The sequence below is a fragment of the Novosphingobium olei genome (assembly GCF_037076535.1).
GTDB classification, from domain to species: domain Bacteria; phylum Pseudomonadota; class Alphaproteobacteria; order Sphingomonadales; family Sphingomonadaceae; genus Novosphingobium; species Novosphingobium olei.
In genome coordinates, this window is record NZ_AP029021.1 from 1,103,007 (window position 1) to 1,128,828 (window position 25,822).

Annotated in this window: 26 protein-coding genes and 2 tRNA genes; 15 read left to right on the top strand and 13 right to left on the bottom strand. The window is 65.4% G+C overall.

Features of this window, described 5'->3' with window-relative positions:
• Window positions 1-56: 56 nt before the first annotated feature.
• Together AACH40_RS05240 and cpdR are read right to left on the bottom strand one after the other, a co-directional pair.
• Window positions 57-131, bottom strand: a tRNA-Val gene (locus AACH40_RS05240).
• A 127-nt stretch (window positions 132-258) separates the two neighbouring features.
• A complete protein-coding gene (gene cpdR / locus AACH40_RS05245; RefSeq protein ID WP_169492615.1) occupies window positions 259-648 on the bottom strand; it encodes a cell cycle two-component system response regulator CpdR in 390 nt (129 codons plus the stop codon).
• Window positions 649-794: 146 nt separating this feature from the next.
• Between cpdR and AACH40_RS05250 the strand changes: the two genes are divergently transcribed.
• A complete protein-coding gene (locus tag AACH40_RS05250) occupies window positions 795-1,814 on the top strand; it encodes an N-formylglutamate amidohydrolase (protein WP_338644487.1) in 1,020 nt (339 codons plus the stop codon).
• Between the two features lie 311 nt (window positions 1,815-2,125).
• Here AACH40_RS05250 and AACH40_RS05255 read toward each other — a convergent pair whose 3' ends face one another.
• Window positions 2,126-2,908 (bottom strand): SapC family protein, encoded by a 783-nt coding sequence (locus AACH40_RS05255; RefSeq protein WP_338644488.1) that lies wholly within the window; start codon window positions 2,906-2,908, stop codon window positions 2,126-2,128.
• A 159-nt stretch (window positions 2,909-3,067) separates the two neighbouring features.
• Window positions 3,068-4,492, bottom strand: coding sequence for an FAD-binding oxidoreductase (locus AACH40_RS05260; protein ID WP_338645928.1), 1,425 nt, complete (start codon window positions 4,490-4,492; stop codon window positions 3,068-3,070).
• Between the two features lie 154 nt (window positions 4,493-4,646).
• On the opposite strand from AACH40_RS05260, the gene AACH40_RS05265 reads away from it, so the two are divergent.
• Both AACH40_RS05265 and AACH40_RS05270 read left to right on the top strand, forming a co-directional pair.
• Window positions 4,647-5,210, top strand: a complete 564-nt coding sequence (locus AACH40_RS05265) for a hypothetical protein (protein ID WP_338644489.1) — start codon at window positions 4,647-4,649, stop codon at window positions 5,208-5,210.
• 143 nt (window positions 5,211-5,353) lie between these two features.
• Window positions 5,354-6,805 carry a DEAD/DEAH box helicase gene (locus AACH40_RS05270; protein WP_338644490.1) on the top strand — a complete coding sequence of 484 codons (1,452 nt, stop codon included), beginning with the start codon at window positions 5,354-5,356 and terminating at the stop codon, window positions 6,803-6,805.
• Between the two features lie 18 nt (window positions 6,806-6,823).
• Here AACH40_RS05270 and AACH40_RS05275 read toward each other — a convergent pair whose 3' ends face one another.
• Complete coding sequence (locus AACH40_RS05275) at window positions 6,824-7,747, bottom strand: hypothetical protein (protein ID WP_338644491.1); 924 nt, start codon at window positions 7,745-7,747, stop codon at window positions 6,824-6,826.
• Between the two features lie 99 nt (window positions 7,748-7,846).
• Between AACH40_RS05275 and AACH40_RS05280 the strand changes: the two genes are divergently transcribed.
• Entirely contained in the window at window positions 7,847-8,599 is a 753-nt protein-coding gene (locus AACH40_RS05280; protein WP_338644492.1) for a hypothetical protein, read from the top strand.
• Window positions 8,600-8,614: 15 nt separating this feature from the next.
• On the opposite strand, the gene AACH40_RS05285 is transcribed toward AACH40_RS05280, so the two are convergent.
• The gene (locus AACH40_RS05285; protein WP_422394898.1) at window positions 8,615-10,882 is read right to left on the bottom strand and encodes an ATP-dependent helicase; all 2,268 of its coding nucleotides are present in this window, start codon (window positions 10,880-10,882) and stop codon (window positions 8,615-8,617) included.
• Window positions 10,883-11,243: 361 nt separating this feature from the next.
• Between AACH40_RS05285 and AACH40_RS05290 the strand changes: the two genes are divergently transcribed.
• Both AACH40_RS05290 and AACH40_RS05295 read left to right on the top strand, forming a co-directional pair.
• Window positions 11,244-11,903 carry a hypothetical protein gene (locus tag AACH40_RS05290; RefSeq protein ID WP_338644496.1) on the top strand — a complete coding sequence of 220 codons (660 nt, stop codon included), beginning with the start codon at window positions 11,244-11,246 and terminating at the stop codon, window positions 11,901-11,903.
• Window positions 11,904-12,040: 137 nt separating this feature from the next.
• Window positions 12,041-13,300: an MFS transporter gene (locus AACH40_RS05295; RefSeq protein ID WP_338645930.1), complete on the top strand. Its 1,260-nt coding sequence runs from the start codon at window positions 12,041-12,043 to the stop codon at window positions 13,298-13,300.
• 3 nt (window positions 13,301-13,303) lie between these two features.
• Here AACH40_RS05295 and rsmD read toward each other — a convergent pair whose 3' ends face one another.
• Together rsmD and AACH40_RS05305 are read right to left on the bottom strand one after the other, a co-directional pair.
• Window positions 13,304-13,852 carry a 16S rRNA (guanine(966)-N(2))-methyltransferase RsmD gene (gene rsmD / locus AACH40_RS05300; RefSeq protein ID WP_169492623.1) on the bottom strand — a complete coding sequence of 183 codons (549 nt, stop codon included), beginning with the start codon at window positions 13,850-13,852 and terminating at the stop codon, window positions 13,304-13,306.
• Entirely contained in the window at window positions 13,852-15,009 is a 1,158-nt protein-coding gene (locus tag AACH40_RS05305) for a pseudouridine synthase (RefSeq protein ID WP_338644498.1), read from the bottom strand. The genes rsmD and AACH40_RS05305 overlap by 1 nt, the downstream gene beginning before the upstream one ends.
• An 83-nt stretch (window positions 15,010-15,092) precedes the next feature.
• Between AACH40_RS05305 and AACH40_RS05310 the strand changes: the two genes are divergently transcribed.
• Together AACH40_RS05310 and AACH40_RS05315 are read left to right on the top strand one after the other, a co-directional pair.
• Entirely contained in the window at window positions 15,093-15,785 is a 693-nt protein-coding gene (locus AACH40_RS05310) for a Crp/Fnr family transcriptional regulator (protein ID WP_169492625.1), read from the top strand.
• Between the two features lie 111 nt (window positions 15,786-15,896).
• Window positions 15,897-17,234 (top strand): alpha-amylase family glycosyl hydrolase, encoded by a 1,338-nt coding sequence (locus AACH40_RS05315; RefSeq protein WP_338644501.1) that lies wholly within the window; start codon window positions 15,897-15,899, stop codon window positions 17,232-17,234.
• Between the two features lie 214 nt (window positions 17,235-17,448).
• Here the strand turns inward: AACH40_RS05315 and AACH40_RS05320 are convergent, their stop codons facing one another.
• Window positions 17,449-19,050 (bottom strand): ABC-F family ATP-binding cassette domain-containing protein, encoded by a 1,602-nt coding sequence (locus tag AACH40_RS05320; protein ID WP_338644503.1) that lies wholly within the window; start codon window positions 19,048-19,050, stop codon window positions 17,449-17,451.
• 178 nt (window positions 19,051-19,228) lie between these two features.
• Entirely contained in the window at window positions 19,229-19,690 is a 462-nt protein-coding gene (locus AACH40_RS05325) for an Hsp20 family protein (RefSeq protein ID WP_338644505.1), read from the bottom strand.
• Window positions 19,691-19,836: 146 nt separating this feature from the next.
• Between AACH40_RS05325 and grxC the strand changes: the two genes are divergently transcribed.
• From grxC to AACH40_RS05360, 7 genes are all read left to right on the top strand, one after another.
• Window positions 19,837-20,115, top strand: a complete 279-nt coding sequence (gene grxC / locus AACH40_RS05330) for a glutaredoxin 3 (RefSeq protein ID WP_338644507.1) — start codon at window positions 19,837-19,839, stop codon at window positions 20,113-20,115.
• Window positions 20,116-20,120: 5 nt separating this feature from the next.
• Window positions 20,121-20,969, top strand: coding sequence for a carbon-nitrogen hydrolase family protein (locus AACH40_RS05335; protein WP_338644508.1), 849 nt, complete (start codon window positions 20,121-20,123; stop codon window positions 20,967-20,969).
• Window positions 20,966-21,448 carry a DUF1178 family protein gene (locus tag AACH40_RS05340; protein ID WP_338644509.1) on the top strand — a complete coding sequence of 161 codons (483 nt, stop codon included), beginning with the start codon at window positions 20,966-20,968 and terminating at the stop codon, window positions 21,446-21,448. Before AACH40_RS05335 ends, AACH40_RS05340 begins: the two co-directional genes overlap by 4 nt.
• Window positions 21,449-21,511: 63 nt before the next feature.
• A tRNA-Arg gene (locus AACH40_RS05345) sits at window positions 21,512-21,588 on the top strand.
• A 255-nt stretch (window positions 21,589-21,843) separates the two neighbouring features.
• Entirely contained in the window at window positions 21,844-22,308 is a 465-nt protein-coding gene (locus tag AACH40_RS05350) for a hypothetical protein (protein ID WP_338644510.1), read from the top strand.
• A 237-nt stretch (window positions 22,309-22,545) separates the two neighbouring features.
• Window positions 22,546-22,776 (top strand): hypothetical protein, encoded by a 231-nt coding sequence (locus tag AACH40_RS05355; protein WP_338644511.1) that lies wholly within the window; start codon window positions 22,546-22,548, stop codon window positions 22,774-22,776.
• The gene (locus AACH40_RS05360; RefSeq protein ID WP_338644512.1) at window positions 22,773-23,444 is read left to right on the top strand and encodes a hypothetical protein; all 672 of its coding nucleotides are present in this window, start codon (window positions 22,773-22,775) and stop codon (window positions 23,442-23,444) included. Before AACH40_RS05355 ends, AACH40_RS05360 begins: the two co-directional genes overlap by 4 nt.
• A gap of 70 nt (window positions 23,445-23,514) precedes the next feature.
• Here the strand turns inward: AACH40_RS05360 and AACH40_RS05365 are convergent, their stop codons facing one another.
• The 3 genes from AACH40_RS05365 to AACH40_RS05375 all read right to left on the bottom strand — a co-directional run bounded on the left by AACH40_RS05365 (window position 23,515) and on the right by AACH40_RS05375 (window position 25,641).
• Window positions 23,515-24,075: a hypothetical protein gene (locus AACH40_RS05365; RefSeq protein WP_338644513.1), complete on the bottom strand. Its 561-nt coding sequence runs from the start codon at window positions 24,073-24,075 to the stop codon at window positions 23,515-23,517.
• A gap of 10 nt (window positions 24,076-24,085) precedes the next feature.
• Window positions 24,086-24,655: a hypothetical protein gene (locus tag AACH40_RS05370; RefSeq protein ID WP_338644514.1), complete on the bottom strand. Its 570-nt coding sequence runs from the start codon at window positions 24,653-24,655 to the stop codon at window positions 24,086-24,088.
• 347 nt (window positions 24,656-25,002) lie between these two features.
• Window positions 25,003-25,641, bottom strand: coding sequence for a hypothetical protein (locus AACH40_RS05375; protein WP_338644516.1), 639 nt, complete (start codon window positions 25,639-25,641; stop codon window positions 25,003-25,005).
• Window positions 25,642-25,822 lie beyond the last annotated feature (181 nt).

Here is a 25,822-nt window from a genome sequence, read left to right on the forward strand (position 1 = left end):
AAAGAGGCCGGTGCCCTGAAGGCAATAAAAAACCCCGCCGAAGCGGGGCTTTTCGATGGTGGGCGTAGCAAGGATTGAACTTGCGACCCCTACGATGTCAACATAGTGCTCTACCACTGAGCTATACGCCCGCACCATCGAACGGGCCGGACCGGAACAGCAAGGCCGTTTCCGCGCCGGGAGCCGCCCATTAGCCGCGCTTCCTGTGCTTCGCAAGGGGGCAAATGCGCTTTTCCGACATGCCCCTGCAAGCGCGGCTCAGTGCAGCGGACCGCCGTTTCCGGCGAGCGGCGAATCCGCGAACACGCGCTCTACTTCGAGCACCAGATCGCGCAGGTGGAACGGCTTTGACAGCACCCGCGCCTGCGGCGCTTCGCGGTTGGCCTTCAGCGTCACGGCGGCAAAGCCGGTGATGAACATGACCTTGGTGGACGGGCTGATTTCCCCGCAGCGCTGGGCCAGTTCGATGCCGTCCATTTCCGGCATCACGATGTCGGACAGCAGCAGGTCGAAGTGCTGCGATTCGAGCAGCGGCACCGCCGCGGTGCCACGGTCGACCGACACGACCTCGTAGCCCGCATTTTCGAGCGCACGGGCAAGGTAGGTGCGCATTGCTTCTTCGTCTTCGGCCAGCAGAATCCGGATCATGATCAACCTTTTTCGAGCCGCGCAGCGGTCGCGCCCTGCGCGCGGGACGGTCTCCTACACCTGCGGCGGTTAAGAATCTCCGGCGAATGCACCGGAAGTAGACGCAAAGACGACGGAAGGTGCGTTTTGACAGGCAGGGCAAAGCCATGCAGCGTGTCCCAATGCAGGAGGACGCTACGCCGCGCTTTGATTCGTCGGGATTTGATTCGCCGCGCATCGATTTCCCGCGTTTTGATTCGAGCGTCGAGACCGGCGGCGCCGTGCCGGGGCTGGCGGGCACGCCGGCCTATGCGCTGACGCGGTGCGAGCCATCGCCGATCCCGGTCATGATCGCGGTGCCCCACGCCGGGCGCAGTTATCCGCCGATGCTGGTCGAAGGCATGCGCCATCCCGCCTTCGCCGCGCCCCGGCTCGAGGACCGTCTGGTGGATCTGGTCGCGATCGAGGCGGCGCGGCGTACCGGGGCGACGCTGCTGCTGGCGCAAGCGCCGCGGGCGATGATCGATCTCAACCGCAGCAGCGACGATGTCGACTGGGACATGGTTTCGGATTCGCGACCGCCAGCGGGCGACTGTGTCGGTGGTGGGGTCATGCGTCGGGCGCGCAGCGGGCTGGGGCTCGTTCCGCGCCGGCTTCCGGGGCTCGGTGAGCTGTGGAAGCGGCGGATGAAGCGCGGCGAGCTGGACCGCCGTATCGCCGAGATCCACGAACCCTACCACGCCGCGCTGGCGGCGGAGCTTGCCGGGCTGAGCGATCGCTGGGGTGCGGCGCTGCTGATCGATCTCCATTCTATGCCGCCGCTTGCCGCGCGCAGCGCGGGCGAACCGGCGCCGCAGTATGTCGTGGGGGACCGCTTCGGTGCGGCGTGCGATGGCGCGCTGGTTTCGACCGTGTTCGCCCTGTTTGCCCAGGCCGGACTTCGCGCCGCGCACAACCGCCCCTATGCGGGCGGCTACGTGCTCGAACGACACGCACGGCGGCGCGACGGCATCCATTGCCTGCAACTTGAAATCGACCGCACCTGCTATCTCGATTCGAGGCTGGCCGAACCGGGCGCCGGGTTCGATGCGGTGGTGGAGATCGTGACCACGCTGGTGCGGCGCGTGGCGGACGACGTTGCCGCGATCGGGCGCAACCGCCAGAGCTGGCGCGCCGCAGCGGAATAATCCCCTGCCATCCAAGACGACCCAATAAAAAAACCACCTGGAGCAAGCTCCAGGTGGCCAAGGTTCAGGGAGGAGGTGCACGAAGTGCACCAGTCACGCCGGGCCATGAGGGGAGCCGCGACGCAACAATCCAAAGATAGGGGAGGGGTTGGGGCCACGCAAGAGGTTTCGCGTGAAATTTGAGTCACCTGCCGGTCAGGGCAGTCGTCCGGTCGACTCCTTGCCGGACCGGGCACCTTGCATTGCAGCGAAGGTGCGCCGGAGGCGGGGTCTGGCCCGTCGCCTCCGGCAGAACGATCAGCTCGCGCGAATCAGAGCGCGGGGACCGGCGCGATCGCCGGCGCCGGAGCCTTGCCCTGTTCAGCCTGCAGGCCGAAGATCACGCTCATCAGGTCGAGCGAGAAGATGTGCGCATAGAGCAGCGGCAGCAGCCCGCTCTGCGCCCAGCCACGCAGCACGTCGCCGCGCACTTCGCGCAGCTTCTCCTGGTCGATCATCTGAAAGCCGCGATAGATGAACGGCTGTTCGATGCCCGGCTGCTGGATGGCAGCTTCGCCTTCCATCAGCAGGTTGTGCTTCTTGATCTCGTCGATGAAGGCCTGCGTGCGCTGGCCCGCCTGCTCGAACTGTTCGCAGAACTGCAGGATGCCCTTGGTCGTGTCGGTCGGCTCGGCGCCGTCGAACAGCGGGCCGCCTTCGTCGAATTCGCCCACCAGGCCGCTGGTCGGGTCGAAGCACAGCGACAGCTCTTCGCTCTGCGGGTTGAGCTTGGCGAGCATGAACGGGTAGCGGCGGGCATAGGCCGGCAGGTACACCGTCGGCGCCACGTTGCCTTCGGCGTCCACGAACACGTTCACGCCTTCGTTCAGGCCCATCAGCGCCAGCGGAACCGGGTTGTCGCCCGAAGCGAACACGATCGGGTAATGGCGCCCGGCCTGCGGGAATTCCTCGGCGGTCAGCGGGATCGCGTGCTGGGTCGAAAGCCACGGCGCCTTGCCGGTGCCGCGGGCGTGCCAGCCTGCGTGATCACGCGTGTTGAGCGGCATGAGATCGTTGTAGAAAAGGGGCAGGTTGGCTTGCGGCGCGCTGGCCATCGTCACTCTCCGAGTAGAAACTGTCGCGTCAGCGCGCGCGTGCCACGCCCGCCACGGGAATGGCGGCTTTACGGGCTCGCACGGTGGGTGGCAAGGCCGCGCGCTTCGCTCTCCCCCGCGCCGCGTGGCGCAGCGCGACGGGGCGGGCGCGCCAGCCGGTCAGACGAGCTTGCCCGGATTGAGCAGCCCCTGCGGGTCGAGCGCCTGCTTGACCGCACGCAGCAGGCCCAGGGCCACCGGATCGCCCAGACGCGCCAGCTCGTCGCGCTTCAGTTGGCCGATGCCGTGCTCGGCCGAGATCGAACCGCCCGCCTGCGTGACGAGATCGTGCACGCGGCGGCTGATCGCCTTGCCGTCCCCCAGCTGCCAGGCCTTGGGATCGACGCCATCGGGCGCGATGACGTGGAAGTGGATGTTGCCATCGCCCAGATGGCCGAAGCCGACGGCGCGCGTGCCGGGCCATTCCGCCTCGATCACCGGCACCGCGCTTTCCACGAATTCGGGCATCTTCGCGACCGCGACCGAGATGTCGTGTTGCACGGCGGGGCCGCGCGCGCGTTCGGCCGAGGGGATCGTCTCGCGGATCTGCCAGAACTTTTCGGCCTGCGCCTCGTTCGCGGCAATCGCGGCATCGGCGATCAGTTCCTGCTCGAACGCGGTGACCAGCAGGCGCTCGGCGGTGGCAGGCAGCGCCTCGGCTCCCTGCGCGTCGGCCACCAGTTCGATCAGCACGTGCCAGGGGTGCTGGCCTTCGATCGGCGTGCGGATGCTGGGCATGTATTCCCGCGTGGCGTCGATGGCGTGGTCGGGCATCACCTCGAACCCTTCGAGCGCATCGCCGGCGATCTTTTCGGCGTGCAGCAGCAGGGCCCGCGCCGCACGGAGCGAGGCGACGCCCGCCCACAGCACGCTGCGCGCCGCGACCGCGGGTTCCAGCTTCAGCGTAGCGCCGGTGACAATGCCGAGCGTCCCTTCCGATCCAATCAGCAACTGCTTCAGGTCGAACCCGCGATTGTCCTTCTTGAGCGGGGTCAGCTGGTCGAGCACCTGCCCGTCGGGCAGCACCGCCTGCAGCCCCAGCACCAGCGCGCGCATCGATCCGTGACGCAGCACCTGCGTGCCGCCGGCGTTGGTCGAGATCAGGCCCCCGATCGTGGCCGAGCCCTTGCCGCCCAGCGAAAGCGGAAAGCGCAAGCCTTGCGCCTCCGCCGCTTCGTGCAGCACCTGCAGGATGACGCCCGCTTCGCAGGTTGCGGTGCGGCCTTCGCTGTCGATGCGGGGGCTGGCGTTCATCCGCCGCAGCGTCAGCAGCAGCGCCTCGCCGCTTTCGTCCGGGGTCGCGCCGCCCGACATGCCGCTGTTGCCGCCCTGTGGCACGATCGCCACGCCGTGTTCGCGGCAGAGCCGCACAAGCGCCGCCACTTCTTCCGTGCTGGCGGGGGAGGCCATGCCCAGCGCGCGCCCGGTGAAGCGCCCGCGCCAGTCGGTGAGCCACGGCGCCATCGTTTCGGCATCGGTGGTAAAGCCCTTGGGCCCAAGCAGCGCCTGTGCCGCGGCGATGAAGGTGTTGCGTTCCTGCGTCATGAAAGCGGGGCTATGGTCGGTCGCCAAGAAGGGCAATTCATTTTTGCTTGGCGGCGGGTTAAGCACGCGTTCAACAAGCCGGGCTATCGGGGATAGACACCGAAGAGCGGCCGGAATCACGGCTGTTGGGAGACCTTGAAAACCGTAACGCCCGATGATGTTGAGCCTGGCCCACCTCCTGAGCGTTCTGGCGCTGAGCGTGACCGGCCCGGTCGGGGCGGAGCACACGGTGCGTGCCGACGTGTGGCGCGCGGCGATGGAGCCGGAAGGCCCTCCTATGCTGCCGAACGCGGCGCGATCGGGCGCCATGCCCGACATTCTCGATGCGCTTTCCAACGATGTGTGGAACCAGGTGCGCATCGAACAGCGGCTGGTCATCCGCATCGCGCCGCCGCGCAGCGCCGGGCGCGAAATCGCCCAGCCACCGCCCTTCAGCTCGATCCGCTTTCGCGAACGCAAGATGGCCAACTGCCTGCCGGTGCTTGGCATCGCCGGGGTCCAATCGACCACCGACAGCCGCCTGCTGCTGTTCATGCGCGATCGGCGGATCGTAGGGGCCAGCCTCGACAAGCAGTGCAGGGCGGCCGATTTCTACATGGGCTTCTATGTCCAGCAGACGCAGGATGGGCTGCTCTGCGTCGGGCGGGATTCGATCCATTCCCGATCGGGAACAACCTGTTCGGTCAGCAAGTTGCGCGAACTGATCCCGGGCGAATGATCGGGAAGGGGGCTTCCCTTTCCGGTTTTCTTGACTTGGCGCGGGTTTCGGCATAGCGGCGTGCCGGATGCCGGGTTGTCGCAACCCTCGGCATGCGCGCGACCTTTGATGTGCGACGCTTTGTTTTCGGAAATCGCAACTGCATGAAATTCGCCGACCTCGGCCTCTCCGATGAATTGCTGAAGTCGGTCCTCGACGCCGGCTACGACACGCCGACTCCCATCCAGGCGCAGGCGATTCCTGCCGTCCTGATGATGAAGGACCTGATCGGCATCGCCCAGACCGGCACCGGCAAGACGGCCGGCTTCGTGCTGCCAATGATCGACATCCTGGCGCACGGCCGCCGCCGCGCGCTGATGCCGCGCTCGCTGATCCTCGAACCGACGCGCGAGCTGGCGGCGCAGGTGGCCGAAAACTTCGAGAAGTACGGCAAGAACCACGATCTCAAGATGGCGCTGCTGATCGGTGGCGTGCAGATGGGTGACCAGGTCAAGGCGCTGCAGGACGGCGTCGACGTGCTGATCGCCACGCCCGGCCGCCTGATGGACTTGTTCGAACGCGGCAAGATCCTGCTCACGGGTTGCGATCTGCTGGTGATCGACGAAGCCGACCGCATGCTCGACATGGGCTTCATCCCGGACATCGAGACGATCTGTTCGAAGCTTCCGGCACAGCGCCAGACGCTGCTGTTCTCGGCCACCATGCCGCCGCCGATCAAGAAGCTGGCGGACAAGTTCCTTACCAATCCCAAGTACATCGAAGTGGCGCGGCCCGCTTCGAACAACGCCAATATCGCGCAGTTCAAGGTGCCGACCACCAGCCGGGGCAAGCGCGAAGTGCTGCGCCAACTGCTGCGCACCGACAACGTCAGCACCGCGATCATCTTCGCCAATCGCAAGACCACGGTGCGCGAACTCGCCAAGAGCCTGCAGCGCCACGGCTTTTCGGCAGGCGAGATCCATGGCGACATGGATCAGTCCGCGCGCAACGCCGAACTGCAGAAGTTCAAGGATGGGGTCATCAGCATCCTGTGCGCCTCCGACGTCGCCGCTCGCGGGCTTGACGTGAAGGGCGTGAGCCACGTGTTCAACTTCGACACGCCCTGGCACCCGGACGACTACGTCCACCGCATCGGCCGCACCGGCCGCGGCGGAGCGACCGGCCGCGCCTTCACGCTGGTGAGCAGCGAGGACGCCGAGGCGATCGCCAATGTCGAGAAGCTGACTGGCGGCAAGATTCCCGAGCTTAAGGTCGAAATCGACAAAAGCGAGGATCGGCCGGCCCGCACCGAGCGCAAGCGCCGCGAAGAGCCCGCCGAGGAGCGGAGCGAACGGCCGGAGCGCACGGAGCGCAGGGGCGGACGCAAGGCCCGCGACGAACAGCCGCGCGAAGAACGCGCACGCGACGAGCGCCCGCGCGAAGAACGTGCCGTTCGGCAGGAACGACCGGCGCGCAGCGAACGCGCTGCACGGCCCGACTACAACCCGGATTATCGCGAGGACCGGCGCCAGCAGCCGTCCGAACCGCCGAGCAAGCCCGGCGAATGGAACGGTCCGATCCCGGGCTTCCTCAACGTCTCCGCGCTGGCCGACTGATCGGCCAGCTGCGGTAGCTCAGCTGCCGTAAAGCGCAGCGTGCTCTGCCGCGTAGGCGGCGTAGCTTTCCTTCATGATCGCCGAATTGAGCAGCATTTCGGCCACGGGTGACGTGCCGCCGGGGCGATAGACGCGGCTTTTCACCCACATCGATTCGGTGCGCTTGCTGCCCGACAGGCCGACGATCTCGCGCTCCACCTCGTAGTCGGCGCCCACCTCCAGCGGCCCGTCGATCAGGCGGATTTCCTGGTCGGCGAAAAGCCCCACGTGCGGCCCGCGCACGGGAAACCGGTCCTCGCCCGCCTTGTGCTGGATCAGCACGCTGATCATCTCCATCGGGATGGCCGTGGCGAACCGGTCGGAAGGTTCGGTCATGCGCAGGCGCTTCTGGGCGAGCGTGAAAGGGTAGTAATTGCCCATGTGATCGTCCGCGCCCATCCGCACCGATATGCGCTGCGACGTAAGCCCGACATGGACGTCGCGCAGCACCACCGGATCGGCCAGCGGGGCAAGGCTCGCCAGCCGCTGTTCCAGCTCCGTGGGCCCGTTGCCCGTGCCCACCTCGATCGATCCTGTCAGGATTTCCGTGCCGTCCAGTCGCTCCATCCTTGCCTTGGCGCGAGCCGGCATCGCCGTATCGGCCTCGATTGTCGCGCGCACTTTTTCGCCCTCGAACACCGGCGCGCGGAAGTGGACCGACAGGCAGCCTTCGCGAAACCAGCGTTCGCCCCACAACGCGAAGGCGAGTGGTTCGAACTGGGTGAAGTGCGTCGGCCCTTCGATCGTGCCGCCCTTGAAGCCCAGCTTCTGCGCGGTGGCATCGTCGTGGATCGAGGCGTGGCCGTCGTAGTGCTGTTCGGCCAGCATCTGCCGGGGACCCCGCCACGGACCGACCAGCAGGGCGCCCTCGCGCGTGATGGGCGTGTCGAAGGGTTCAGTCATCGGCGTCTTCTCCGGATTTGTTTTGCGGTGCAGGCTAGGCGGCAATGCCGCGCAAGGGAAGCATTCCCAAGTCGCGCCCGATTTGCTTAGCTTGCCCGCATGAAGCGCCACATCCTTGCCGCCGCGGCCCTGCTCGCCCTGGTGCCCACCGGCAGTCCCGCCCAGGACGCGGTGCACGACGACGCTGGGCTCGAGACGTTCGTGACCGAAGGCAGCGTCGGTCCCTACCGCGCCGGGCTCAACCTCACGATCAAGGATCGCACTCGGGTCGTCGCCGCGCATTACTATTACGCCAGCATCGGCAAGGACATCCCGCTCAAGGTGGCGCAAGTGGGCGACAAGGCGCTGCTCGACGAGCCCGGTGGCGCGCGCATGGCGCTGGTGCTGACCAACGCCGATCCCAAGGAACCGCGCCCGCTCAACTTCGGCACATCGACCGGGCTTGCAGGAGACTGGACCAGCGGCGCCAAGGTCCTGCCCACGAAGTTCGGCTTCGGCATGGTGCTGCAGGGGCCATCGCCGGATCGCTGGTATGGCGACGTCACCACCGAAAGCGATGCCGCGTTCGAAGCGCGCGTGCGGCGTTTCCTCGCCGCCGTGGGCAGGGGCGATTGCAAGGGCGTGGCTTCGGCCGCGTCGTACCCGCTGACGCTCAATGGCAGCAAGCGCGTCACCGTGCGATCGGCGGCAGCGTTCGCGCCATACTGCAAGCAGGTGCTGGCGCCCCGCTACGTCGCCCTGCTGCGCGATGCGATCCCGCACGAGATGTTCGTGCGCAACGGGCAGGCGATGGTGGCCAACGGCGCGGCCTGGTTCGATGCGCGCGGGGCGGTGGCGCTCAACCTGCCTTGACCGCCGCGAAGGGATTCACGCCGGCTTGATGAAGCTGTCGATCACCCGCTTGCGTCCGGCCGTCTCGAAATCGATCTCCAGCTTGTTGCCTTCCTGCGCGGCGACGGTGCCGTATCCGAACTTGTCGTGGAACACGCGGGCGCCCAGCGCGATGTCGGCGCGCGGCTTCGAGGCGAAGCTTGCCGCGCTGCGCCCGGGTTCGGCGATGCGCTTCGGCGTGGGGTCATAGGTCTGAGCCGCAGCGCGCTGCCAGCCGGGCCCCCGCGTTACGATGCGCGACGGCTGGTTGCGCGCCACGTCGGCGAAGGGATCGGAATGTTCGGACCACTGTGCCCGCCACAGCGACGCGCCGCCCGACAGCGTGGTTTCCTCCTCGATATGGTCGCCAGGCAGTTCGCCGATGAAGCGGCTGGGGATCGAGCTGGTCCACTGGCCATAGATCCGCCGGTTGGCGGCGTGCAGGATGGTGCAGCGCTTCTTTGCCCGGGTGATCGCCACGTAGGCGAGGCGGCGTTCTTCCTCCAGGCTGGCGAGTCCGCCTTCGTCGAGCGCGCGCTGACTGGGGAACACGCCTTCCTCCCAGCCGGGCAGGAACACCTGGTCGAATTCCAGACCTTTGGCGGCGTGGATGGTCATCACGGTGACCTTCTCCTCGTCCTCGCTCCGGTCGTTGTCCATCACCAGGCTGACGTGTTCGAGAAAGTCGCCAAGCGTGTCGTACTCTTCCATCGCGCGGGCAAGTTCGGACAGGTTTTCGAGCCGACCATTCGCCTCGGCGCTCTTTTCGGCCTGAAGCGCGGCGGTGTAGCCGCTTTCATCCAGCATCGTGCGCGCAAGTTCCGCCGGCACCAGCGTGCCCGCCGCATCGCGCCAGCGGGCGAAGTCGCGCACCAGCGCCAGCAGCGTGTTGCGCGCCCGCGTCGGGAGTTCGTCGGTATCGCAGATCTCGAGCGCGGCGCGCAGCAACGGCATGCCCTGCGCGCGGGCAAAGCGGTGGATCTTCTCCAGCGTCTTGTCGCCAAGGCCACGCTTGGGGGTGTTGTAGATCCGTTCGAACGCGAGGTCGTCCGAAGGACTGGCGATCAGCCGCAGGTAGGCGAGCGCATCGCGGATTTCCGCACGTTCATAGAAGCGGAAGCCGCCGACGATGCGATAGGCCATGCCGATCTGGATGAAGCGATCCTCGATCTCGCGCGTCTGGAACTGTGCGCGCACGAGGATGGCCACGGCATCGAGGCTGCACCCCTCGCGTTCCAGCCGCTCGATCTCCTCGCCGATGCGGCGCGCTTCTTCCGGCCCGTCCCAGATGCCGATGACGCGAACCTTGTCGCCGCCATTGCGTTCGGTCCACAGTGTCTTGCCGAGCCGTTCGGCGTTTTCCGCGATCAGGCCCGACGCCGCGCCCAGGATGTGTGGGGTGGAGCGGTAGTTCTGTTCGAGCTTGATGACCTTGGCGCCAGGAAAGTCCTTTTCGAAGCGCAGGATGTTGGCGACTTCCGCGCCGCGCCAGGAATAGATCGATTGGTCGTCGTCCCCCACCACGCAGATGTTCTTGCGCGTCTGCGCCAGCAGCCGCAGCCACAGGTACTGGACCGCGTTGGTGTCCTGGTATTCGTCCACCATCACGTACTTGAAGCGCTGCTGGTACATCTCGAGGATGTCGCGCTCGCGCCGGAAGATGTTGAGCATGTGGAGCAGCAGATCGCCGAAATCGCAGGCGTTCAGATCCTTCAGCCGGTTCTGGTAGAGCGCATAGAAGCGCTGCCCCTTGCCATTGGCATAGGCTTCGTTTTCGCCCGCATCGAGGTCCGCCGGGTTAAGCCCGCGGTTCTTCCACTTGTCGATCAGCCCGGCGAGCTGGCGCGCGGGCCAGCGCTTTTCGTCCAGCCCCTCGGCCACGATCAGCTGCTTGAGCAGGCGGATCTGGTCGTCGGTGTCGATGATCGTGAAGTTCGATTGCAGCCCGACCAGTTCGGCATGGCGGCGCAGCATCTTGGCGGCGACCGAATGGAACGTGCCCAGCCACGGCATGCCTTCCACCGATGGTCCGATCAGCTGGCCCACTCGCTCGCGCATTTCCCGCGCGGCCTTGTTGGTGAAGGTGACGCACAGGATCTCGCTGGGCCAGGCCAGCCGCTGACGCAGCAGGTTGGCCAGCCGCGCGGTCAGCGCCGCAGTCTTGCCCGTGCCGGCACCCGCCAGCATCAGCACCGGCCCTTCGGTGGTGACCACCGCCTCGCGCTGCGGCGGGTTCAGGCCATCGAGCCATGCGGGCACGGCGATGTTCGGGGATGCGGGGGAATCGGGTCTGTTCACCCGGAACAAGTAGGGAACTGAAGGGGGCTGTGCAACCCGTCGCCTCCCTTTGCAACGCCTGCCGGGAACGGTCGCGTCGCTGCGTTGTTTCTCGAAAGCCGAGTCAAACCAAAGTAATGTCATTCATATGGCATTAATGTGGATGAACAGCGGTTCAGATTACTTATGATCTAATGTAAAATGTGGCGATCGGATGGTATTGATGTCCGCATAGGTCGCTTCGTCTTTTGGTTGTCTCGATTCAACGAACAACATGGAACGGCATCGTCTGTCTCGCGTAACTCGCCCCAAGCCTTCGGGTTACAAGATAACGAACAGGAGACTTTCGATGCGAAAGATGTTTCTTCTTGGCGCTGCGGCGCTTGCTATGACGGGCGTGCCTGCGGCGATCTATGCCCAGGCTCCGGCGGCGCCTGCTGCGACGACGGCTGCCCCGGCAACTGGCACCTTCTCGATGAGCGCCGACCAGAAGACGCAGTATGGCGCGTGGCCGGCCGATCAGCGCACCAAGTATGACGCCTGGCCCGCAACGTATCAGGAATACTACTGGAGCCTCGATGCCGATCAGCAGAAGGGCTGGTGGGCGCTGACCGACGAACAGCGCGGGCAGATCTATGCGATGACGCCCGAGCAGCGCACGCAGGTCTGGCCGACCATCACCGCCCAGCTGAAGGGCAGCGCGGCCCCTGCCACGCCGGCCCAGCCGGCCCCGGGTACCGGCACGCCGGCAACCCCGGCCGATCCGGCAACCCCGCCGAGCGGCGCGTCGACCGGCAAGCCGATGGCGGACGCTAGCATGGATGCCAACACGCCGGCGCCGACCGCACCGGGCGTGGTTGACGCCGGTACCGCGCCGGCCGGCCAGCAGTATGCTGCCACCACCACCAGCAATGCCGTGCCCCCGCCGCCGGCAGATACGATGAACAAGAAGTATCCGGTCTGCACCAAGAAGCTGCAGGACAACTGCCGCAACCGTGGCGGTGTGTGATCGGCCACGAAAGATCGGATGATCTGACCGCATAACAAGCCCGAGCCTCCCCTCTCGGGTCGCAAGCGGGAAGGGCGCCGGCGATGCCGGCGCCCTTTTCGTGTGTGCAAATGCCGCGCGCGCGCTATGCCGCGCCGATGAACCCGATCCGCCAGAACGCCCGCATCCTGACCGCCAGCCTCGTCGGCACGGCGGTGGAGTTCTATGATTTCTACATCTACGCGACTGCCGCCGCGCTGGTGATCGGGCCGCTGTTCTTCCCCGCAGAAAGCGAATCGGCGCAGACGCTGCTGGCGTTCATGACTTTCGGGCTCGCCTTCTTCGCACGGCCGGTGGGGGCCATTGCGTTCGGCCACTTCGGCGATCGCATCGGGCGCAAGTCCACGCTGGTCGCCTCGCTGATGCTGATGGGCGGGTCGACGCTGCTGATCGCGTTCCTGCCGACTTATGCCATGGCCGGGCCGATCGCCCCGGCGCTGCTGTGCCTGCTGCGCTTCGGGCAGGGCTTCGGCCTTGGCGGCGAATGGGGCGGCGCTTCGCTGCTGGCCGTGGAAAACGCGCCCAAGGGGTGGGAAGCGCGCTTCGGGTCGGCGCCGCAACTGGGCGCGCCGCTCGGCTTCCTGTTCGCCAACGGCCTGTTCCTGATCCTCAGCTACACCTTGTCCGAAGCCGACTTCACCGCTTGGGGCTGGCGTATTCCGTTCCTGGCGAGCGCGCTGCTCGTCGGGCTGGGGCTGTGGGTGCGGCTCAAGATCGGAGAGACGGCGGCGTTCAAGGAAGCGCTTGCCCACGAAGCGCCGCCCGCCGTGCCGATCGGCCGCCTGCTGCGCGAACATCCCGGCGCCGTCGTCGCCGGCATAGCCGGCGTCGTCGCCTGCTTTGCGATTTTCTACCTTGCCACCACCTTCGCGCTGTCTTTCGCGACGACCAAGCTGGGTTACGCCAAGCAGGAATTCCTCGAAGTCCAGCTCGCCGCCAACACCTTCCTCGCCGTGGGCATCGGCGTCGCTGGCTACTGGGCCGACAAGACCAGCGCTAAGAACGTGCTGGGCAAGGGCGCGCTGCTGACGGCGGCCGTCGGGCTGCTGTTCGGCTCGGGCCTCGGCTCAGGCTCGCTGCCGGTGGTCTTCGCCACGCTGGCGCTGTCGCTGCTGGTGATGGGGCTGGTCTACGGGCCGCTCGGCGGCTGGCTGCCAACGCTCTATGCCGTGCCGGTGCGCTACACCGGGATCAGCCTTGCCTTCAACATGGGCGGCATCATCGGCGGGGCGCTGGCACCGTTTGCCGCCGCCTTGCTCGCCGCGAAGGGCGGCACGCCTTACGTCGGGCTGTTCCTGACGCTGGCCGGTGCGCTGACGCTCGCGGGCGTGGTCTTCGCCCCGAAAATCAGAACCTGATGTTCAGGACTTGAGTCGCAGCAGCGTCAGCCGCGCCTTGCCGACGGTGCGCTCGCTTTCGATCTCGAGCGACTTGATCTGCGGCACTTCCTTGGCTTCGGTCTCAAGGCTCACCCAGGTGCCTTCGCCGATCCAGCCCAGTCGCACCAGCTTGTCGATCGCGACGGCGCCGGCGCCCGTCCGGTAGGGCGGGTCGAGCAGGATCACGTCGAGCGGCTCCTTGACCGGGCCGAGCGAGAGCACCGACGAAGCGCGCACGTCGCATTGCGGGGCGCAGCGCAAGGCGGCAATGTTGGCGCGGATCGCGCGGATCGCGGCCGGGTCCTGTTCGACGAACAGCGCGTGCGCCGCCCCGCGCGACAGGGCTTCGAGGCCCAGTGCGCCGGATCCTGCGAACAGGTCGGCCACCTTCAGCCCCTCGAAGCTGCCGAGCCGGCTGGTCAGCATCGAGAACAGCGTTTCGCGGGTACGGTCGGCGGTGGGGCGGGTGGCGTCCCCTTCAGGCGCGGCCAGCTTGCGACCGCGCCATTCGCCGGCGATGATCCGCAGCATCAGCCGGGCCTCCGCGGCCCGCGCGGCGGTTTTCCGGTGGGAGGCCGCGTGCCGGGGCGGGCGGGACGGGCCGGTCGCTCGCTGGTTGATCGCTCGCTGATCGGTCGCTCACTGCTCGGACGGTCACTGGTGGGAGCGGAGCGGCGCTTGTCGGCCTGCCCCGTTTTCGTTTGGGCGGCTCTGCGCTCGGCGGTCTTGGCGCCCCAGCCGGTGCGCTGGTTGGGCTTGCCGGGCTTGCGGGTATCGAGTTCCTCACGGACCTCGCGCTGGCGGACCGGCTTTTTCTTCGGGAAGGCCTTGGTGCGCGGCGCTTGCTCCGGCCGGGCCGGCGCCGGTGCAGCAGCCGCGACGGGTCTGGGGCGGGGCGCGGCGCCGCGGCCGATGACCGGCTTGTCCAGCTTCATCGCCTTCATGAACCGTTCGACGATTGCAGGCGGCACTTCCTCGACCGAGCCGCGCTGCAGCGCGCCCAGATGGAAGGGGCCGTAGGACGTGCGCAGCAGGCGCGAAACCTGAAGCCCCAAGTGTTCCAGCACGCGGCGGACTTCGCGGTTCTTGCCTTCGGTCAGGGTCAGTTCCACCCACTGGTTGCGCCCGGTGCGGCGCTCCATGTTGGCGTCGATCGAGCCGTAGCGGATGCCGTCGATCTCGAGGCCCTGGCTCAGTTCCTCGAGCTGCTCCTGGTTGATGTCACCGAAGGTGCGCGCACGGTAGGTGCGGGGGATGCCGCTGGCCGGAAGTTCCAGCGCGCGCTTCAGTTCGCCATCGTTGGTCAGCAGCAGCAGGCCTTCGGTATTGAGGTCGAGCCGGCCGACCGGCATCACGCGGCCCGCGCCTTCGGGCAGGGCGTTGCGCAGCGCGGTGTAGATCGTCGGGCGCCCCGCCGGATCGCGCTCGGCGGTGATCAGGCCCGACGGCTTGTGGAACATGAAGATGCGCGTGGCGGCAACTGCGCCGACCGGCTTGCCATCGACGGTGATCCCGGCGAGCGAGGTGAGCACGGTGGCGGGCGTGGTCACGGCAACGCCGTTCAGCTCGACGCGGCCGGCCTCGATCAGCCGCTCGACCTCGCGGCGCGAGGCGATGCCGGCGCGGGCCAGCAGCTTGGCAATGCGTTCGCCTTCTCGGGGAGCAGCGTCTTTTTCGGATGGGGACATCGCACGGCCCTTACGCGAGACGGGCTTGGACGTCACCCCTCTAGCGCGCTATCGCTGCGCTGAAACGAGGGGACCTTCAAGCAATGGATGCGACCAAACTCGCCGAGACACTGACCGCGCAGAGCCTGTTCGCCGATTGCGAGCCGGACGAGCTGGCCGACATCGTGGCGCGCGGGCAGGTCCGCCAGTTCAAGGCCGGGCAACCGCTGCTGGCGCAGGGCGACAAGGGCGATACGCTGTACATCGTGCTCAAGGGCCTCGCCCGGGTCAGCATGGTCGCCGCCAACGGGCGCGAGATCGTGCTCGATTATGCCGAACCCGGCCACGTGCTGGGCGAGATCGCGTTCCTCGATGGCGGTGAACGGACGGCGAGCGTCGATGCTATCGATCCGGTCGAGGTGTTGAGCCTGTCACGCGCGGCGTTCGAGGACATCATCGAGCGGCACAAGGGGCTGGCGCTGCGGCTGCTGAAGGCGATGGCGCGCCGGTTGCGGCAGAACAACGCGGTGATCGAGGCCGACCGCGCCTATACCAGCGGCCCGCGGCTGGCCCGGTTCCTGCTGCGGCTGATGATGGGGGGCGAGGACGTTGGCGGGGAGGCCAGGCTCAAGATCGCGCTGAGCCAGGGGGAGCTGGGCAACTTCGCCGGCATGTCGCGCGAACAGATCAATCGCCAGCTTTCCGCCTGGGCCGACAGCGGGATCGTGGCGCTGAAGACCGGGCGGGTCACCGTGCTCGACCGGCAGGCGCTGATCGACATTGCCGAGGCCTGGTAACGCCCGGAGCCACTGCATAATGCGTATACGAATGCCGACTAGCCGCGCTGGCATGTGCGGCTAGGGTCCGCTCGAACGCCCGCGACGGACGCGGCGGCTGGGGAGACGGACATGCGGCGGATCGGGCTTTTGGCGGGCGTGGCAGCCCTGGCAGCGGGCACGCCCGCCCTGGCTGCGCCAGCACCGCTTTTGCCGGTGACCGAGGGCGCTTCGCAAGTGCGCCACGTACCGTGGGCGGCGCGGGCCAATATCTACGAAGTGAACATCCGCCAGTACACGCCCGAAGGCACGTTCAAGGCGTTCGAAAAGCACCTGCCGCGCCTGCGCAAGATGGGTGTCGATGTGCTGTGGATCATGCCGGTCAATCCCATCGCGAAGAAGGAGCGCAAGGGATCGCTGGGCAGCTATTACGCGGTGAGCGACTACAAGGCGGTCAATCCTGAGTTCGGCGACATGGCCGACTTCAGGCACCTGGTCGATGCGGCGCACCGCCAAGGCTTCAAGGTGATCCTGGACTGGGTGGCCAACCACACCGGCTGGGACCACGTTTGGACGCGCGAGCATCCCGACTGGTACAAGCGCAACGCCAACGGTGAACTCGAAGGCTATCACTACACCGACCTGTCCGATCATCACGAGGAAGTCTGGGCCGACGTGATCGGGCTGGACTACGGCAAGCAGGCGGTGCGCGACGGCATGATCGACGCAATGCGCTTCTGGCTGAAGGAAGCCGACATCGACGGCTTCCGCTGCGACGTTGCCTGGACGCTGCCGGTGGGTTTCTGGGACCAGGCCCGAGCCGAGCTGGACCGGGTGAAGCCGGTGTTCATGCTGGCCGAGGCGGATACGCCGGAGATGCAGGTTCGCGCCTTCGACATGACGTACGACTGGAAGCTGTACCACCTGCTGATCGAAGTGGCTAAGGGCAAGGCGGGGGCGGGCGACCTCGCGAAACTATACACCGATCCTCCGCGCAAGTATCCCAAGGGCGCTTACCGGATGACGTTCACCAGCAACCACGACGAGAATTCGTGGAACGGCACCGACCGCGAGCTGTACGGCGAGGGGGCTGATGCGATGGCGGTGCTGGCGGCGACGCTGCCCGGCATGCCGCTGGTCTACAGCGGGCAGGAAGACGGCCTGAACAAGCGGCTGAAGTTCTTCGACGAGGACCCGATCGTATGGGGCAAGTTCGGCCGCGCACCGTTCTATGCCGGGCTGCTGAAGCTGAAGCACGACCACCCCGCACTCGAAAGCGGGATGGAGCCGGGCAACCTGCAGCTTATCGAGACGGGCAATGCCAGGGTCTTTGCCTTCCGCCGGGTGAAGGGCAAGGACCGCGTGACGGTGGCCGTCAACCTTTCGCCCAAGCCGGCGAGCATAACGCTGCCCGGGATCGGGCGGCGCGCGCTGAAAGGCTGGGGCTGGTCGATCACGCCGGCGAAGTGATCCGCCTGCGGTCGATTCGAAACCCTTGGCAGAGGGCCTGATCGAGGCCCCAAGTTGACAAAGTTGACAGACTACAATGGCGAAAATCGCGATAGGAGGCGGTTTGCCAGGTTGTCACCCGAAGATGCTGATTTGACTGGGTTTCAAAGAGCGAAGAGCGGATCTGTAGTCAGGGTGTCCGATGTAGGAAACCCTTGCATATGCAAGAGCCGTGTCAACTTGCCCTTTCGAGCGCCATGCGACGGGTGATGCCAAGCGCTTCGAGGAACGTTTCATCGTGGCTGACGACGACGAGCGCGCCGTCGTAGGCGACAAGGCCGGGTTCGAGCGCCGCGATCGTTTCGAGATCGAGGTGGTTGGTCGGTTCATCGAGCAGGAGCAGCGGCGGTGGCGTGCCGGCAAGGACGCAGGCGAGCGCGGCGCGCACGGCCTGTCCGCCGCTGAGCGTACCCACGGCCGCATCGGCTGCGGCGCCCCGGAAGCGAAAGCGGGCCAGTGCGGCGCGCGCGGCGTTGTCGTCCAGATCGGGCTTCAGCCGGCGCAGGTTGGCGACGATGCTTTGTGCTGGATCGAGCAGGCTGGCGTGCTGGTCGAGCGTGGCGAAGGGAACGTGAACGCGCACGCTGCCCGCGCGGGGTGCGAGAAGGCCACGGATCAGGGCAAGCGCGGTGGACTTGCCCGCGCCGTTCGGGCCGGTGATCGCGACGCGTTCTGGGCCGGTGATCATGAGGTTGAAGTCATCGAGCACAGCGGAGTTGGTACCGTAGCCCGCGACAATCCCGGACAGTTCGAGCACCCTTCGAGTGCGGGCGAGGCTAGTAGGCGCGACGTCGACAATCAGCGGTTCGATCACTTCCAGCTTGCCGCGTGCCTCTGAAAGCCGGGCCTGCGCTTCGCCTTCAAGGCGTTCGGCCTTGCGCGCGTTAAGGCCGCTGGTCGCTTCGGCCCGCTGCTTGCGCGCGCCGAGCAGGATCTTGGGGCTATCGCCTTTCCGCGCCTTGCGGGCACCGGCGCTGTCACGCCGATCCTGCCGTTCACGAACGGTCTGAACGTCCTGGCGGACGGTGCGCAGGGCTTGTTCGGCATGGTCGCGCTGCGCCTGTGCGGCGGCGAGTTCGAGCGCTTTCTGCTGGCGGTAGGCGCTGTAGGGGCCGCCGTATCGCGTTGCGCCGAGCGAGGTCAGCTCGACGATGGCGTCCATCTCTTCCAGCAGTGCACGGTCGTGGCTGACGACCAGCGCTCCCTTGCGCCAGCCGCGCAGGAACGCGGCAAGCGCGCTGCGGCCCGCGGCGTCGAGATTGTTGGTCGGTTCATCGAGCAGGAGGAAATCGGGATCGGCGAGAATGGCGGCGGCAAGGCCGGCGCGCGTCTGCTGCCCGCCCGAAAGGCGCTCCACCTGCGTCTGCGCATCGGCATCGAGGCCGGCGGCGGCGAGGGCGGCTTCCAGCCGGCTGGGGAGCGTCCAGTCGGCTTCGGCCAGATCCTCGGCAGTCGCGCTGCCCGCTTCGGCGCGGGCGAGGCGGGCGAGCGGCTCGGCAAGATCGAGCGCTTGCGCCAGCGTTTCGCCGGGCGTCCGCGCGACGATCTGGCGCAGCGTGGCGATGGTCGCGTGGCGAACAACCGCGCCGCCCGTGGGGGCGAGATCGCCCGCGATGAGGCGGAGGAGCGTGGTCTTGCCGCAGCCGTTGCGGCCGACGATGCCGGTGCGTTCGAGCGGAAAGGCGAGGTCCAGCCCGGAAAGGACCGGTCGGCCTTCAGGCGTGGACCAGGAGAGGTTGGCGAGGGCGATCGAGGCTGGCGTGGTCGAAGAAGGCATGGGTCGCGACTTTCCGGAAGGCAATGCGGGCGGGCTTTGCGATCGGGAAGTGGTCCATGGCCTTGAAACTCCAGCAGTATTGCACGCGAGGATAGGCGCCTGGCGAGGCGAGGGCAAGCGGATGCAGAAAGGGCGGGTCCTTGCGAACCCGCCCCCGGATCATCGTGTCGCCAATGCCTCAGGCGGCGTTGGCATCGCCTTCGATCACCGAAAGCTGCTTCTGCGCGCCGATCAGCACCTTCTTCGGCTTCATCGCTTCGGGCACTTCGCGCAGCAGGTCGATGGTCAGCAGACCATCGGCGAGGTCAGCGGCTTCGACGCGGACGAAATCGGCCAGTTCGAAGCGGCGTTCGAAGCCACGGTTGGCGATGCCGACGTGGAGGAACTGCTGCTTTTCGTCGAGATCGGCCTTGCTGCCCTTGACCACCAGAAGGTTCTGCTGCGCGGTGATGTCGAGCTCATCCGGCTTGAAGCCGGCGACCGCCAGCGTGATGCGATAGCTGTCATCGCCGCGACGTTCGATGTTGAAGGGGGGATAGTTGTCGCCACCCTGTGCGCGGGCCTGGCGTTCGAGCAGATCGAACAGCCGGTCGAAACCCACGGTGGTGCGGCGATAGGGGGTGAAATCGAAACGGTTCATGGCAATATCCTCTTGATGAGCAATCTGCACTTTTCCGCCCCGGACCCATCTGGCGTCCGTGCGGGTTTGATGTGTACGGTCCCGCTTGCGGCGACCGGCACGAAACATCATGTGTGCTTGGGCAACCGGAAATCAAGAGGGTCGAAATGAGCGAGCCGAACACCACGCCGAAGGTCGAGATGTACACCAAGTGGGGCTGCCCCTACTGCGCGCGCGCCAAGGCGCTGCTCGACCAGAAGGCCGTCGCCTATGAAGAATACGACGTGACCATGGGCGGGCCGAAGAAGGCCGAGATGATGGAGCGCGCGCCCGGCCACAGCACGGTGCCATCGATCTTCGTCGACGGCATGCACATCGGCGGATCGGACGACCTTGCCGCGCTGGACCGGCAGGGCAAGCTCGACATGCTGCTGGGCAAGGCCTGACCTGCATGAGCGATGGGGGCGCTTCGGGAGTAAAGGTCGCGCTGCTGCAGATGACGAGCGGCATCGACCCGCTTGCCAATGCAGCGACGATGGTTGGCGCGGTGAAGCGGGCCGCCGGCGAAGGCGCGGCAATGCTGTTCACGCCCGAAATGTCCGGCCTGATCGACCGCGATCGCAAGCGGGGGAGCGCGCACGTCGTGCCCGAAGATCAGAGCCCGGTGCTCGCCGCCGTGCGCGAAGCGGCGGCGAAGGCCGGCCTGTGGGTGCACATCGGCTCGCTGGGCGTGCAGGTGGATGGCGAGCTTTGGGCCAACCGGGCCTTTGTGATCGATCCGGCGGGTGCAATCGCCGCGCGCTATGACAAGATCCACATGTTCGACGTGGATCTGGCGACCGGCGAAAGCTGGCGCGAATCCGCCGCCTATCGCCCCGGAGAGCAGGTGGTGACGGTCGATTGCCCGGTGGGCAAGCTGGGCCTTGCGATCTGCTACGACATCCGTTTCCCCGCGCTGTTCGAGGAGCTTGAGCGGCAGCGGTGCGATGCGATCGCAATCCCCGCCGCGTTCACCGTGCCCACCGGCAAGGCGCACTGGCACCTGATGCAGCGCGCCCGTGCGGTGGAAGCGAGCGCCTTCGTTATCTCTGCCGCGCAAGTCGGCCACCACGAGGACGGGCGCGAAACCTATGGCCACAGTCTGGTGATCGACCCGTGGGGCGATGTGGTGCTCGACATGGGCGGGGAGCGTGCGGGGCTGGGCTTCGCCGAAATAGACCTTGCCCGCATCGCCGAAGTGCGGCGGCAGTTGCCAAGTCTTGCCAACAAGCGCGAAATCCCTAGATCGCGCGGATCATGATCGTTTTCGACCTTGAATGCGCCGGGACCGGCCACCGTTTCGAAGGGTGGTTCGGATCGTCGGAAGACTTTGTGCAGCAGCAGGAGCGCGGGCTGGTGACGTGCCCGGTGTGCGGATCGGCCGATGTGACCAAGGCGGTGATGGCGCCGCGCCTGACGCGCAAGGGCAACCAGATGCCCGCGCCTGCGCCCGTGCAGCCGGCGTTGGCGAACAAGCCGCAGCCGATGGCGCACGCGATGCCGCCCGAAGCGATCGAGATGATGAAGGCGGTCGCCACGATGCAGGCCGAGGCGCTGAAGAGCTCGACGTGGGTGGGCGATCGCTTCGCCGAGGACGCGCGTGCGATGCACTATGGCGAAAAGGACGCCGCGCCGATCCACGGCCAGGCGACGCTCGACGAAGCGCGCGAGCTGTTCGAGGAAGGCGTCGAGATCGCGCCGCTGCTGGTACCGGTGGTGCCGCCGGGCGAGGCTAACTGAGCCCGGGGGCGCGCCATCATAGGCGTTGCCCCTTGCCCCAGAGCCCCCTAAAGGAACCCCGGCGCGCCCGTAGCTCAGCCGGATAGAGCACCAGATTCCTAATCTGGGGGCCATGGGTTCGAATCCCGTCGGGCGCACCAGTAAAAATCGCGTGCAATCAGCGCTTTAGCCTATCCTTGGCGAACCGTGAGCGCAAATTCTGTGTTGCGTCGTGTCGCGCGAAATGTCGCAGTTTTGCGTGCCGTACCGCCAATTACGGCGACTCCGTGCAACATAGATGCGACATGAATCGTCACCAGAGGCGTGCGTTAGAGATGGACGCCCTTGCTGGCAGGCTGTGCCGATGCCATCTTCCAAGTGATGTTAGTCACGTTGCTTATTGCTCGGAGAATTGAATGATTCCCTTAACCCAAATGAAATTTGGGCACTTTTCGGAGGGCGTTTCGCCGAGTATCGCTTGGAGTGCCGATTTTCCGGCCACAACCTTCGTCGTTAGTGAGGTTCGGCAGGAGCTCGTATGCGCTGCATTTTCTGATACTGAGAGCTGGCTGGCGCCCGCGAATGCATTGGAGGCGCACGCGCTTTTCATCGACGATTTTGAGTTGGTTGTGGACCAGCGGACTGGCGCCCGGTTTAGTGGGCTCGACCCTACAAAAAGAGTTGGATGCCTTGTAGCCGCCGGGAACGAGTTACGACTTTGCGTTCCGCCTTTTCGAGGAGGACATGGCTATCTGATGTTGCCAATGCAACTTTCAGGGTTGCATTTACCAGAGGGATATCAGCTTGCGTTTTCCTCATGGAAGGCGATCAAGCGTGTGGGTGACGTGGAACATGTTCTTTTCGAGCGGTCGCAGGCGTGAGACCCAACCCAGGCCATTGTTTTGGACAAGCTGAAGCCGGAACCAATCTTTCGTCAGACCTTTGTGAACTTGACGCATTGGATCAACCATGCAACCGCGTATGAAGCAGTCGTACTGTGATCGGCCGTGGCATTCGCTGCTGAGCTCGTCAAAAGGCTGATAAATGCGGTGTTCAACACTTTATCAGTAATTTGTAGATACGATCGCGAATCGCGTGGGTATGAAGGGAAACAGGCTATGCAAGAGATGGACAAGAATGATTGCCCCTTCTCTGGGCACGGTGCCGATCTGATCAATGTTAAATTTTTTCGCGGTCGTCGCGATGACGTGATCAAGCGCGAAGAGATTTTAGAGCAGTTCCGTTCGGCTAACATGCAGCGTCGTCAAAAGACGGCGACAGTGGGTGCACATGCTCCGAAGAGCGACCATCCGGTGATCGATGTCAAGGAGCTCGTCGAAGCTCTTTGAAACGCTTCACGTGTGGAAATCAGTCCAGCCCGGGGGTTGCCCCGGGCTTTTTTGTTACTTATCGCGGCATAATGGAAGCCCGAGATCTGCTCTTAGCATTCGAAGATCGTACATCGCTGCCAGTCGATGTGAACGATGTGGTCAAATATTTGCGGGACCACGGTAACGACGACGACATCGAGTTTGTCGGCGCAGACCTCGATTCCGACATCCTCCAAGGTGCAGTGAAAATCTGGCATGCTCGCAACGGAGTTTACGCTGAGCCGAAGAGGATGGTGAACATTTTCTATAACCGGGCCGAGCCGAAAGATTGGCAGCGGCTAATCTGTTGCAAGGAATTGCTTCACCTGATTGACCCAACTGGGGCGTACTCAAGCAACCAACAAGCAATCGAAAAGCTAGCCGATGAAATTGGTCTTCCGCCGGAAATGCAAGATCCTTTCAAGGCAGGCTTCGGGACCAACGTAGATCGCGTTGCGGAGTTAAGGGCGGCAGCGCTGCTACTACCTTGGGCTGCGCGCGAGATCATGCTGCCATACTTTGAGGACGGCAAGCTAAGTATTACCGACATTGCCCGTCAGGCGGACATTCCCAGAAAATATGCAGGCATTGTCATGCATCCCGCATGGGAGGGCATTTACGGATCAATGATGCGCAAAGTGGATTAGCCTCGTATCCGACCTCATGCGGTTTAACGTCCAGTGACAGCTGAGGCGCATTTCATTCTTTTAGAACGCATTATTCATCTGGGTACATCGCCTTCCACATTGGCGCCGGCTCGCTCATGTTTTGCTGATGCGACATCGAGCCTACCCTGCGCAGAATGCGGATCATGTCAGGATGATTGCCAAAGCCGGTTTCGTTGAGGGCTTGGCGGAACGGGTGGTCCCTTCCGAAGCCCATCGCTTCGAGCCCCTTTTGTGCTAGGCGCACGGACTCGTCCCGGCGGTGGCCACCAATCTCCTGATCTCGATCGAAAGCTGTAAGCCAAGCCTTCCTCTGCTTTGCGCCTTCGTCGATAAGCTTCGAGAGAACTTCCTCCCGCGCGCTGTCCATCAGCTTTGGCGCGATGGGTAGCAGGGCGTTCGCCTGGCTGTTAGAAAGCCCCAGCTCCCGAAGGATCGGCTCGGCTTCAGCAACGAGCTTGGCGTCGAGGTTCAGGCCGTCGAGTTTTAATTCGTAGCGCTCGGGCGTCGTCAGCTGCCTGTCATCCCCGCTGTCTGACGTTGGATTGTCACCCTCGGGTAGCTCCTGCTCCGGCTCGGGACCGTACAGGCTCTCAATCTGGTCGTCGTCCATGTCTCTTCCCTCAGAAGATGCCGGGATAGCTTGTGATGGTCTCACGGGCGCTTGGAGTCAGCTTTTCCACCCTGAAGGCCCCATACTTTTGCTTGAGCTGCGAATACTGCTGCGCCCCGCCAAGCACCGTCGAGCCGAAGTCGAACGCGCCTTTCACCAGCGAGTTGCTTGCCGTCGTGCGATCGGCCGACGCCTGCGCCTGGTTGTTCCACGCCGCGATATCGTGGTCGCGCACCCTTTGCTCGCCCTGCCGGTAAATCCGGCCCGCGTCTTCGGTCGCCAGCACGTCGGTATCGGCCAGCGTATCAGCCGCCGTTCCAAACGAGCCCACCACGCCATTCGACGCGGCGCCGACGATCTGTTGCCCCTTAAGCTGCGCGACCTTGCGATAGTGCTGCAGGGCTGCGTCGCGGGTGTTCTGCGCTTCCTGGTTGGCCGCTTCACGCTCGATCGAGGCATTGCGTTCCTCGATCTTGGCGCGGTAGTTCGCCATGTTGCTGGCTTGGATGGCGCCGATGCCAGTGCCCACGGCGGAAATGCCGGTGGCGACCAAGGCAAGTGTTGCTGCAGGTAGGCACATGCTTAAAGCCCTCCATTTGAACGTTGACCCAACCCGGGCGGTAGCGTGCCCGGAGGCAGTACACCCTGCGGCGTCTTGCCGTGGTCGACCGGCAAATTAATTGGCACGCCACCAGGCGGCACCGCGCTCTCGTCTTCCCGGAAGCACCCGGAAATGGACTGGCGCTGGTTGTAGTCGTCTGCCCGTTCAGGCTGAGCGTATTCCTGCTCCCACTGAGCGCGAGCTACTGGGTCTAGCGGCTCGAACTTCCAGTTAGGCGCGCCCTTTTAATCGACCAGCTCGTCTCGCTCCCAGAACCAGCCATCAGGCCGTTGGGTGCGCGTAACCACACGATGGGAAGCCATGGCTCAAGACTCCGGCGCGAAGAGCTTGAGGGCGTTCTTCACCCTTGCGGCCATCGCGGTTTCGAACTCGGCCGGGCTCTTCTTCCCGAACACCTCTGTGCTCTGCATGTGAGTTGGCACCGAGATACGCAGGTCGCCAAGCGCTGCACCCGCCGCCATCGATGCGACCCACGTCGACGGCTCGAGGGACATGCTCACAGACGAGAAGGCGCTCGACCGAGCGGTGTCGTTGCTGATGTAGCCATGGAACGGGACGAGGCGCGCACGAATCTCGCGGCAGGCAATCTCGTAATCGACGATCGCCTGGCCAAGCTTGCGTGCTGCCTCGTCGGCCTGCTTCACCGCGTCAGCGCGAGCCTCGAACAGCTCTTCGCAGCCTTCGAGAAACGCATCGAAGGATTCCTGCCGGCGCGCGCTGGCGTCCTGTTGGCTTTGCGCCTTCGACGCGATCCAGGCCCCCTCCAGAGCTTCGAGATCGTCACGCAGCTTGGCGAGATGTTCCTTGGCTGCCTTCGTGTCGGCAGACGTGCCGGCGCCCGTCTGTTCCTTCAGGGCTGCAGAGTGGAATTCGCCTTCCGCAAGCTCGATGCCGCGAACGAGCTCAAGCTTGCGCTGCCCGTAGATGTCATGGGTGAGAGCCATCTCAGCGACCTCCCTGCGGACGGGGCGGGGTAGGGGCGCTGTCCTTGCGACCGGGTGCCGGATTGCTCGGCGTGCGGGTGTGGCGGGGAAGCTGGAATGGAGCTGTGGTGGTCGGGCGACCATTGCTGGACGAAGAACGCTTCATGAGATTGCCCTCAGACGGAACGGGGCACCACGCCTC